The organism is Nocardia sp. CA-128927 (assembly GCF_050955855.1).
Classification (GTDB): domain Bacteria; phylum Actinomycetota; class Actinomycetes; order Mycobacteriales; family Mycobacteriaceae; genus Nocardia.
The window spans coordinates 9,677,147-9,689,078 of the sequence record NZ_CP192087.1 but is presented as its reverse complement, the minus strand read 5'-3'; the positions used below and the strand labels follow the sequence as shown (position 1 = coordinate 9,689,078).

Below are 11,932 nucleotides of genomic sequence, written 5' to 3'. Positions count from 1 at the left end.
TCACACGCGGTCTCGGTGCCGCCATGGCTGTCGGGCTGGCCGCCGCCCTGGTCACCTCGTGCGCGTCCGACGGTATCTACAGCATCCCGCTGCCCGGTGGCGCCGATGTCGGCGAGCACCCGATGTACATCGACATCCAGTTCGACGACGTGCTCGACCTGGTGCCGCAGTCCGCGGTGAAGGTCGAGGGCCTGCCGGTGGGCCGGGTCGAGGACATCAAGATCGGCAAGGACCAGTGGACCGCCACCGTGCGGGCCGTGGTGAACTCCTCGGTCGATCTGCCGACGAACGCGCGGGCCGAGGTGCGCCAGTCGAATCTGCTCGGCGAGAAGTTCATCGAGCTGTCCAAGCCGACCACCGAGCCGGACGCGAAGAAGATCACCGACGGCTCGGTGATCCCGGTCGACCACACCCGGCACGCCACCGAGGTCGAGCAGGTGCTCGGCGCAATGTCGTTGCTGCTCAACGGCGGTGGCGTCGCCCAGCTGCAGCCGATCGTCACCGAGCTGAACAAGACCATCGGCGGCCGCGAGGATCGGGTACGTTCGCTGCTCGATCAGGCGAACATCCTGATCAAGGGCCTGAACGATCAGGTCGACGACATCACCAGGGCCCTCGACGGTCTCGACGTGCTGAGCAGCCGGGTGAGCAGGCAGACCGACCAGATCGGCAAGATCCTGGACGAGCTGCCGCAGGGCATCAAGATCCTGGAAGAGCAGCGCCCGCAGCTGGTCGGGCTGCTCAGTCAGCTGGATCGGGTCGGGCAGGCCGGTTTCGACGTGCTCGATCACTCGAAGGACGACCTCATCCGCGATCTGACCTCGCTGCGCCCGACGCTGCAGGAACTCGGCAAGGCCGCGCCGGATCTGATCACCGCGCTGCCGTTGATCCCGACCTATCCGTTCCCCGACTCCACGCTGGAGTCCACCTTCGGCGGCTCGGTCAACACCTGGCTGTCGGTCGATCAGCAGATCGGTGTCACGCTTGGCAATCTCGGTGTCGGCAAACCGGATCCGGTGTACATCCCGCCCATGGGCCCCGGCGTGCCGGTGAATCCGACCAACCCGTACTACAACGGCAACGGTCCGCGGCCCGGCTGGCCGACGGTGTCCATCCTGCCGCTGCCGCCGAACATGGCGCAGCCGCCCGCGCCGGGCGTGCCGCCGAACCCGGTGGGCGCGATCCTGGAGCAACTCGGAGTGGGTGGTACCCGATGAGTAAGTTGGTTCGCTGGCAGTTGATCATGTTCGTCGTCATCGCGGTGGTCGGCGTTGTCTTCGTCGGTGCCAAGTACATTCGGCTCGATCACATGGTCGGTCTCGGTCAGTACGAGGTGAAGGTGCAGGCCGCGCAGACCGGCGGCATCTACAAGGGCGCCGAGGTCACCTACCGCGGCGTGCCGGTCGGCCGGGTCGGCGAGCTGGAACTCACCGGTGACGGCGTGGTGCTGCATCTGGTCGTGGATTCGAGCTCACCCAAGATCCCCGCGACCGCGAAAGCCGTGGTGGCCAACCGGTCCGCGATCGGCGAGCAATACGTCGACCTGCAGCCGGACTCCGACGGCTCGCCGTACCTGCACGACGGTTCGGTGATCACCTCGGCGACCACCCCGGTGCCGGTGGAGCAGCTGGTCGCCAGCGTCGACACCTTCACCCGCTCGGTCGATCTGGCGGCGCTGAACACCACCGTGCGCGAGCTCGGCAAGGCCTTCGACGGCAAGGGCGACGACCTGCAGGTCTTCGTAGATTCGCTGAACAAGTTCACCACCACGTTCAACGAGACGCTGCCGCAGACCATTCAGCTGATCCGCGACAGCAAGGTCGTACTCGGCACGCAGGCCGAGCAGTCCGGCGCCATCCGCGAATTCAGCGACGGCCTGGACAAGCTCACCGCCCAGCTGCGCTCCAGCGACCCGGACATCCGCCGGCTGATCGGCACCGGCACCGACGCGGGCCAGCAGATCGACGCACTGCTGCACGAGAGCGGCGGCGCGCTCACCCAGGACCTCGGGAATCTGCGGCAGCTGCTGCTGGCCATCTCGCCCAAGTTCTACGCGATCCGCCCGCTGCTGCAGTTCCTGCCGCAGCTGTCGATCGGTGGCTCGTCCACCGCGCCCGGCGACGGCACCACGCACTTCGGTCTGGTGGTGGAGGCCAACAATCCGCCCGCCTGTACCGTCGGCTACGAGGGAACGCAGCGGATGCTCGAGCAGATGAAGGCGCAGAATCCGAACTTCGACGACACCCGCGACGAGTTCCCGTTCAACAAGGATGCGAAGTGCCTTGTGCCGCAAGGTAATCCGACCGCGGTGCGCGGCGGCGAACGGGCCGGCCTCGCCGATCCGAATGTCGTGCAGCCTTGGGATTCGACCCCCAAGACCGACCCGGAGCGGCTGAACCTGAATCCGATCGCCGTGCAGATGGCAACCCTGATGGGAGTTACGCCGAAGCGGTGACCAGGAACGACGACGTTAGGGTGTCTCGCGTGACCTCAGATTCGACCAAGCAGCTCGACTCGACCGAGCCGCAGGAATCACCGGACCCCGCCGACAGCGTGGCGCACTCCGACGTGGTTGCTGACGCCCCGGCCGACCGGGCCGCCGAGGCGCCCGGCAAGCCCGCTGCTTCGGACGGCGTCGGCCCGCTGCGCGCGTTCGCGGTGATCGCCTCGTCTGCCGCGCTGGTTGTCGCCCTGGTCGCCGCCATCTGGTTCGGCACCGGCTGGGTCCGCACGGCCGTCAGCGACGCCCCGCGCGCCGATGCCCGCGACAGCGCGCTCGACGCCGCCCGCCAGGCCGCGATCAACATGACCTCGATGAACCTCGACGACGTGCCCGGCTCGCTGGCGCTGGCCCGCTCCTCGATGACCGGCGCGCTGCTCGACTCGGCCAACAAGAACAAGGACCAGGCCGAGACACTGGCCAAGCAGACCAACACGGGCATGACGTCCAAGGTGCTCGGTTCCGCGCTCACCACGCTGAACAGTGAGAAGGACAAGGCGTCCGCCCTGGTCGTGCTGCAGGTGACCGAGCTGGCCAAGGACAAGCCGCCGGCCGAATACCGCTACACCTGGAACGTCGACGTGACCAAGGCAGGCGATGTCTGGAAGGCCGAGCAGATCTCCTCGCTGAGCCAGCCGGTGCTGCTGAGCGGTGGTCAGGCGCAGTCCCCGCAGGCGCCGCCCGCCGACCAGCCGCCCGCCGCGCCCAAGCCGGGATCGTAGGAGAACCAGTCATGACCTCTCGTAAGCCGATCAACCGGGTCACCTCCAAGCGCCGCCCGGCCGGGGAGCAGCAGTCGCGCGCCGCCACGACGCGCAGCACGCCGACCCGCAAGCCCCGGGTTCCGGGCACCACCCGTCCCGCCGCGTCGCGCCCGGCGCGGGCCGAGCAGCGGCCCGAACAGGGCAAGACCGCGAGCCTCCGGAAGAAGATCTCCCGCGGTTCGCGCCCGGCCAAGTCGGGTCGCGCGTTCTGGTCCCTCATCGCCGCCATCCTGATCGCCGCGCTGCTGCTCGGCGGCTTCGCGGCCGTCGCCGCCTCGCGCCCCGGCGTCGACGACTCGAACAAGGCGTACGTCGACAACAAGGCCACCGAGGAGGTGCGGGCGGCCGCGGATCACGCGTTGAAGACCGTCTACGCCTACGACGTGAAGGACATCGACCACTACCGCGACACCGCCAAGCAGGTGCTCACCGGCAAGATGTTGGCCGATCTGGACAAGTACGCCGACACCACCATCTCCGCGGTAAAACAGGCCCAGACCAGCGCCGATGCCAAAGCCGATCCGATCGGTGTGACCTTGCTCACCGATGATCGGGCCGAGCTGCTGGTCAACCTGGTCGTCAGTGCCACGAAGAACGGCGCCGCGCAGCAGAGTGTCGCGGGTCCGATCGTGCTGCACATGCAGAAGGTGGACGGTCGCTGGCTGGCCAGCGACATCGTCGACCAGTGATCTTCCAGCGGCCCAGGGGATCTCACCCTGCCCTGGTCGGTCCCGCCTACTTGACGAGTTTCGCCGGAGCCGTCACGCTATTCACAACAGCGGCAGCTGTCACAGTGGCTCCATTACGCCCCGTCGTCCCCGACGCAGCCAGCGATTCGGACACGGCGCGCCAGCCACGTGAATGTGCGCACGGGTGGTAGGTTGACACCCCCGTGACGGTTGGTGTACGGTTGGACGTTGCGCTGGCTGCCTCCTGTCCATACCTCGATTTGCACACGTAAGTTCCACCCTTCCGGTGTTACTTTCGTTGTTGCCTGTTCGGGTTTCGTTCGGGTTGTAACCAGCGGAATTCGTAGCAGACAAGCGACGGTCGCGGACCACCACGCGGCGCGCGTGAGGTGCTGGAAGGACGCATCTTGGCAGTCTCCACCCAGACCAAGGCAGTTGCCGGAATCCCCGGAGCCCCATTGCGGGTGTCTTTCGCGAAGATCCGTGAACCCTTGGAGGTGCCCGGACTTCTCGATCTACAGACGGACTCATTTGCATGGTTGATCGGTTCGCCGTCATGGCGTGAAAAGGTCGCCCTTCGCGGCGATGTCGGGCTAGTCGGGGGACTCGAGGAGGTGCTCGAGGAGCTTTCGCCGATCGAGGACTTCTCCGGCTCGATGTCCCTGTCTTTCTCTGACCCTCGGTTCGAAGAGGTCAAGGCCTCCATCGACGAGTGCAAAGACAAGGACATGACCTACGCGGCGCCGTTGTTCGTCACCGCGGAGTTCATCAACAACAACACCGGTGAGATCAAGAGCCAGACGGTCTTCATGGGAGATTTCCCGATGATGACCGACAAGGGCACGTTCATCATCAACGGCACCGAGCGCGTCGTCGTCTCGCAGCTGGTTCGTTCGCCGGGTGTCTACTTCGACCACTCCGTCGACAAGACCACCGAGAAGGACCTGCACAGCGTGCGCGTCATTCCGTCGCGTGGTGCGTGGCTGGAGTTCGACATCGATAAGCGCGACACCGTTGGTGTCCGCATCGACCGCAAGCGTCGCCAGCCGGTCACCGTGCTGCTGAAGGCGCTCGGCTGGACGAACGACGAGATCGTCGAGCGTTACGGCTTCTCCGAGATCATGATGTCGACGCTGGAGAAGGACAACACCGCCGGTCAGGACGAGGCGCTGCTGGACATCTACCGCAAGTTGCGTCCGGGCGAGCCGCCGACCAAGGAGTCCGCGCAGACCCTGCTGGAGAACCTGTTCTTCAAGGACAAGCGTTACGACCTGGCGCGCGTCGGTCGCTACAAGATCAACAAGAAGCTGGGTATCCACCTCGGCGAGCAGGTCACCGGATCGGTGCTCACCAAGGAAGACATCGTCAGCACGATCGAGTACCTGGTGCGCCTGCACGCGGGTGACCGCGTGATGACCGCCCCCGGCGGCGAAGAGGTGCCGGTCGACGTCGACGACATCGACCACTTCGGTAACCGTCGCCTGCGTACCGTCGGCGAGCTGATCCAGAACCAGATCCGGGTCGGCCTGTCCCGCATGGAGCGCGTGGTTCGCGAGCGGATGACGACTCAGGACGTCGAGGCGATCACGCCGCAGACCCTGATCAACATCCGTCCCGTGGTCGCCGCGATCAAGGAGTTCTTCGGAACTTCGCAGCTGTCGCAGTTCATGGACCAGAACAATCCGCTCTCGGGCCTCACCCACAAGCGCCGCCTGTCGGCCCTTGGCCCGGGTGGTCTGTCCCGTGAGCGTGCCGGTCTGGAAGTCCGCGACGTGCACACCTCGCACTACGGCCGCATGTGCCCGATCGAGACCCCGGAAGGCCCGAACATCGGCCTGATCGGTTCGCTGTCGGTGTACGCGCGGGTCAACCCGTTCGGCTTCATCGAGACGCCGTACCGCAAGGTGGTCGACGGTCGGGTGACCGACGAGGTCAAGTACCTCACCGCCGACGAGGAGGACAGGCACGTTCGTGCCCAGGCCAACTCGCCGGTCGACGTCGACGGTCGTTTCCTCGAGGACCGGGTGCTCTGCCGCCGCGGTAACGAGGAGAACGAGCTCGTCGCCGCCGACGAGGTCGACTACATGGACGTCTCGCCGCGCCAGATGGTGTCGGTCGCGACGGCCATGATCCCGTTCCTCGAGCACGACGACGCCAACCGCGCCCTGATGGGTGCGAACATGCAGCGTCAGGCCGTGCCGCTGATCCGTTCCGAGGCCCCCGTCGTGGGCACCGGCATGGAGCTGCGCGCAGCCGTCGACGCCGGCGATGTCGTGGTGAACGAGAAGGCGGGTGTGGTCGAGGAGGTCTCCGCCGACTACGTCACCGTGATGGCCGACGACGGGACTCGCAAGAGCTACCGGATGCGCAAGTTCGCCCGCTCCAACCAGGGCACCTGCGCGAACCAGCGACCGATCGTGGACGAGAGCCAGCGGGTCGAGGTCGGCCAGGTGCTGGCCGATGGTCCGTGCACCGAGAACGGTGAGATGGCGCTGGGCAAGAACCTGCTCGTCGCGATCATGCCGTGGGAAGGCCACAACTACGAGGACGCGATCATCCTGTCGCAGCGCCTCGTGGAAGAGGACGTTCTCACCTCGATCCACATCGAAGAGCACGAGATCGACGCCCGCGACACCAAGCTCGGTGCCGAGGAGATCACCCGGGACATCCCGAACGTCTCCGACGAGGTCCTCGCCGACCTCGACGAGCGTGGCATCGTGCGCATCGGTGCCGAGGTCCGCGACGGCGACATCCTGGTCGGCAAGGTCACCCCCAAGGGCGAGACCGAGCTGACCCCGGAAGAGCGGTTGCTGCGGGCCATCTTCGGCGAGAAGGCGCGCGAAGTGCGCGACACCTCGCTCAAGGTGCCGCACGGTGAGTCCGGCAAGGTCATCGGCATCCGCGTGTTCTCGCGTGAGGACGACGACGACCTGCCTCCCGGTGTCAACGAGCTGGTGCGCGTGTACGTGGCGCAGAAGCGCAAGATCCAGGACGGCGACAAGCTCGCCGGTCGCCACGGCAACAAGGGTGTCATCGGCAAGATCCTGCCGACCGAGGACATGCCGTTCATGCCGGACGGCACCCCGGTCGACATCATCCTGAACACGCACGGTGTGCCGCGTCGTATGAACATCGGCCAGATCTTGGAGACCCACCTCGGGTGGATCGGCAAGGCGGGCTGGGATGTCGGCGTCGGCGCGGACGGGACTCGACCCGACTGGGCCAAGGCCCTGCCGGAGGAGATGCTGGCCGCACCGGCCGACTCGAACATCGCCACCCCGGTGTTCGACGGCGCCCGCGAGGAGGAGCTGACCGGTCTGCTCGCCTCGACCCTGCCGAACCGCGATGGTGATCGCATGGTCGACGACAACGGCAAGGCCACTTTGCTCGACGGCCGCTCCGGCGAGCCGTTCCCGTACCCGGTGGCTGTCGGCTATATGTACATCCTGAAGCTGCACCACTTGGTCGACGACAAGATCCACGCCCGTTCGACCGGCCCGTACTCGATGATCACCCAGCAGCCGCTCGGTGGTAAGGCACAGTTCGGTGGTCAGCGCTTCGGTGAAATGGAGTGCTGGGCCATGCAGGCCTACGGCGCCGCCTACACGCTGCAGGAGCTGCTCACCATCAAGTCCGATGACGTTGTCGGCCGCGTGAAGGTCTACGAGGCGATCGTCAAGGGCGAGAACATTCCGGAGCCGGGCATTCCGGAGTCGTTCAAGGTGCTCCTCAAGGAACTCCAGTCGCTGTGCCTCAACGTCGAGGTGCTGTCTTCGGACGGCGGCACGATCGAGATGCACGATCGCGACGACGAGGATCTGGAGCGCGCCGCGGCGAACCTGGGCATCAACCTGTCCAGGAACGAAGCGGCCACCGTCGACGATCTGGCGAACTAGGCGGTCGGCCGGATGTCGTTGGTTTCCAACGACATCCGGCCCCGCGTTCCACCAACTAGTGAACTTTTTGCTCGAATTCGACCCGAATAGGGGAAAGGAAGTTACGTGCTAGACGTCAACTTCTTCGATGAACTCCGGATCGGCCTTGCCTCCGCCGACGACATCCGCCAGTGGTCTTTCGGCGAGGTGAAGAAGCCGGAGACCATCAACTACCGCACCCTCAAGCCGGAAAAGGACGGACTCTTCTGCGAGAAGATCTTCGGTCCTACCCGGGACTGGGAGTGCTACTGCGGTAAGTACAAGCGTGTCCGCTTCAAGGGCATCATCTGTGAGCGCTGTGGTGTCGAGGTGACTCGCGCCAAGGTGCGTCGTGAGCGGATGGGCCACATCGAGCTGGCCGCACCGGTTACCCACATCTGGTACTTCAAGGGCGTGCCGTCACGCCTCGGGTACCTGCTCGACCTGGCGCCGAAGGATCTGGAAAAGATCATCTACTTCGCCGCCTACGTCATCGTCGGTGTCGACGACGAGCTGCGCCACAACGAGCTCAGCACGCTCGAAGCCGAGATGGAGGTCGAGAAGAAGGCGGTCGCCGACCAGCGCGACGCCGACCTCGAGGCCCGCGCCCAGAAGCTCGAGGCCGACCTGGCCGAGCTCGAGGCCGAGGGTGCCAAGTCCGACGTCCGCCGCAAGGTCAAGGACGGCGGCGAGCGCGAGATGCGTCAGCTGCGCGATCGGTCCCAGCGTGAGCTGGACCGGCTCGACGAGATCTGGACCACCTTCACCAAGCTGGCCACCAAGCAGCTGATCGTGGACGAGATCCTCTACCGCGAGCTGATCGACCGCTACGGCGAGTACTTCACCGGCGCCATGGGTGCGGAGTCCATCCAGAAGCTGATGGAGAACTTCGACATCGACGCCGAGGCCGAGAACCTGCGGGAGACCATCCGCAGCGGTAAGGGCCAGAAGAAGCTGCGCGCGCTCAAGCGGCTCAAGGTCGTCGCGGCCTTCCAGACCAACGGCAACTCGCCGATGGGCATGGTGCTCGACGCTGTTCCGGTGATCCCGCCGGAGCTGCGCCCGATGGTTCAGCTCGACGGTGGCCGGTTCGCCACCTCCGACCTGAACGATCTGTACCGCCGCGTGATCAACCGCAACAACCGCCTCAAGCGACTGATCGACCTCGGCGCGCCCGAGATCATCGTCAACAACGAGAAGCGGATGCTGCAGGAGTCCGTCGACGCACTGTTCGACAACGGCCGTCGTGGCCGTCCGGTCACCGGACCGGGTAACCGCCCGCTGAAGTCGCTGAGCGATCTGCTCAAGGGCAAGCAGGGTCGTTTCCGTCAGAACCTGCTCGGCAAGCGCGTCGACTACTCGGGCCGTTCGGTCATCGTGGTCGGCCCGCAGCTCAAGCTGCACCAGTGTGGTCTGCCCAAGCTGATGGCGCTGGAGCTGTTCAAGCCGTTCGTGATGAAGCGTCTGGTCGACCTGAACCACGCGCAGAACATCAAGTCCGCCAAGCGGATGGTCGAGCGTCAGCGTCCCCAGGTGTGGGATGTCCTCGAAGAGGTCATCGCCGAGCACCCGGTGCTGCTGAACCGCGCGCCCACCCTGCACCGCCTCGGCATCCAGGCGTTCGAGCCGCAGCTCGTCGAGGGTAAGGCGATCCAGCTGCACCCGCTCGTCTGTGAAGCGTTCAACGCCGACTTCGACGGTGACCAGATGGCCGTGCACCTTCCGCTGTCCGCGGAGGCGCAGGCCGAGGCTCGCATCCTGATGCTGTCCTCGAACAACATCCTGTCGCCCGCCTCCGGCCGACCGCTCGCCATGCCGCGACTCGACATGGTGACCGGCCTGTACTACCTGACCCGCCTGCAAGAGGGCGCGAAGGGCGAGTACAGGGCCGCAGGCAAGGACAAGGCGGAGTTCGCCGTCTACTCCTCGCCCGCCGAGGCACAGATGGCGGTGGACCGCGGTGAGCTCACCGTGCGTTCGCTGATCAAGGTCCGGCTCATCCACCAGCGCCCGCCGAAGGACATCGAGGCGAAGCTGTTCCCGGAGGGCTGGAACCGCGGCGACGCGTGGCTGGCCGAGACCACCCTTGGTCGCGTGCTGTTCAACGAGCTGCTCCCGGCGGACTACGCGTTCATCAACGAGCAGATGCCGAAGAAGCGTCAGGCGACGATCATCAACGATCTGGCCGAGCGCTACCCGATGATCGTGGTCGCGCAGACCGTCGACAAGCTGAAGGACGCGGGCTTCTACTGGGCCACCCGTTCCGGCGTGACGGTCTCCATGTCCGACGTGCTCGTGCCGCCGGAGAAGACCGAGATCATGGAGCGCTACGAGGCGCTTGCCGATCAGATCGAGAAGAAGTACCAGCGTGGTGCGCTCGATCACCAGGAGCGCAACAACGCCCTGGTCAAGATCTGGCAGGAAGCGACCGAAGAGGTCGGTACGGCACTGCGTGCGCACTACCCGCCGGACAACCCGATCATCACGATCGTCGAGTCGGGCGCCACGGGTAACTTCACCCAGACTCGTACCCTCGCCGGTATGAAGGGTCTGGTGACGAACCCGAAGGGTGAGTTCATCCCGCGCCCGATCAAGTCCTCGTTCCGTGAGGGCCTGACCGTGCTCGAGTACTTCATCAACACCCACGGTGCTCGTAAGGGTCTGGCCGATACCGCGCTGCGTACCGCCGACTCGGGTTACCTGACCCGTCGTCTGGTGGACGTCTCGCAGGACGTGATCGTGCGCGAGCACGATTGCGCCACCGAGCGCGGCATCATCGTGCACATCGCCGACAAGCAGGCGGATGGTTCGCTCATCCGCGACGCGCACGTGGAAACCTCCGCGTACGCTCGCACGCTCGCTTCGGACGCGGTGGATGCCAAGGGCAACCTCGTCATCGCTAAGGGCGCCGACCTCGGCGACCCGGCCATCGACGCGCTGCTCGGGGCAGGCATCACCGAGGTTCGGGTCCGCTCCGTGCTGACCTGCACCACCGGTACCGGTGTCTGTGCCACCTGCTACGGCCGTTCGATGGCCACCGGCAAGCTGGTCGATATCGGTGAGGCTGTCGGTATTGTCGCCGCGCAGTCCATCGGTGAGCCCGGTACCCAGCTGACCATGCGTACCTTCCACCAGGGTGGTGTCGCGGGCGATGACATCACCGGCGGTCTGCCGCGGGTGCAGGAGCTGTTCGAGGCCCGCGTGCCGAAGGGCAAGGCTCCGATCGCCGAGGTCAGTGGTCGGGTGCGGATGGAAGACGACGACCGCTTCTACAAGATCACCATCATCCCGGATGACGGTGGTGAAGAGGTTGTCTACGACAAGCTCTCGAAGCGTCAGCGTCTGCGTGTCTTCAAGCACGACGACGGCACCGAGCGTCTGCTCTCCGACGGTGACCATGTCGAGGTCGGCCAGCAGCTGCTGGAAGGCGCGGCGGATCCGCACGAGGTGCTGCGCATCATGGGTCCCCGTCAGGTGCAGATCCACCTGGTCCACGAGGTCCAGGAGGTCTACCGCTCGCAGGGTGTGTCGATCCACGACAAGCACATCGAGGTCATCGTGCGCCAGATGCTGCGTCGCGTGACGATCATCGACTCGGGTGCCACGGAGTTCCTGCCCGGTTCGCTCACCGAGCGTTCCGAGTTCGAGGCCTCCAACCGTCGCGTCGTCGCCGAGGGCAATGAGCCCGCGGCGGGTCGCCCGGTGCTGATGGGTATCACGAAGGCGTCGCTCGCGACGGATTCGTGGCTGTCGGCGGCGTCCTTCCAGGAGACCACTCGAGTCCTGACGGACGCGGCGATCAACTGCCGCTCCGACAAGCTCATCGGTCTCAAGGAGAACGTGATCATCGGCAAGCTGATCCCGGCCGGTACCGGTATCAACCGCTACCGCAACATCACGGTGCAGCCGACCGAAGAAGCCCGTGCCGCCGCGTACGCGGTGCCGTCCTACGACGACACCTACTACAGCCCGGACAGCTTCGGCCAAACCACCGGCGCCGCAGTCCCGCTCGACGACTACGGTTTCAGCGACTACCGCTAACCCGGTAGCAGCACAGACAAGGAT

6 protein-coding genes are annotated in these 11,932 nt (G+C 65.7%); all 6 read left to right on the top strand.

Annotated features, from left to right (window positions below; all coding sequences use genetic code 11):
- Positions 1 to 23 precede the first annotated feature (23 nt).
- Positions 24 to 1,217, top strand: coding sequence for an MCE family protein (locus ACQPW1_RS44820; protein ID WP_433665517.1), 1,194 nt, complete (start codon positions 24 to 26; stop codon positions 1,215 to 1,217).
- Positions 1,214 to 2,455, top strand: coding sequence for an MCE family protein (locus tag ACQPW1_RS44815; RefSeq protein WP_433659703.1), 1,242 nt, complete (start codon positions 1,214 to 1,216; stop codon positions 2,453 to 2,455). Before ACQPW1_RS44820 ends, ACQPW1_RS44815 begins: the two co-directional genes overlap by 4 nt.
- Positions 2,456 to 2,484: 29 nt before the next feature.
- Entirely contained in the window at positions 2,485 to 3,222 is a 738-nt protein-coding gene (locus ACQPW1_RS44810) for a hypothetical protein (protein WP_433659701.1), read from the top strand.
- 11 nt (positions 3,223 to 3,233) lie between these two features.
- A complete protein-coding gene (locus tag ACQPW1_RS44805; protein ID WP_433659699.1) occupies positions 3,234 to 3,953 on the top strand; it encodes a hypothetical protein in 720 nt (239 codons plus the stop codon).
- Between the two features lie 389 nt (positions 3,954 to 4,342).
- Entirely contained in the window at positions 4,343 to 7,849 is a 3,507-nt protein-coding gene (locus ACQPW1_RS44800; protein ID WP_433659697.1) for a DNA-directed RNA polymerase subunit beta, read from the top strand.
- 105 nt (positions 7,850 to 7,954) lie between these two features.
- Positions 7,955 to 11,908, top strand: a complete 3,954-nt coding sequence (locus ACQPW1_RS44795) for a DNA-directed RNA polymerase subunit beta' (RefSeq protein ID WP_433659695.1) — start codon at positions 7,955 to 7,957, stop codon at positions 11,906 to 11,908.
- Positions 11,909 to 11,932: the final 24 nt, after the last annotated feature.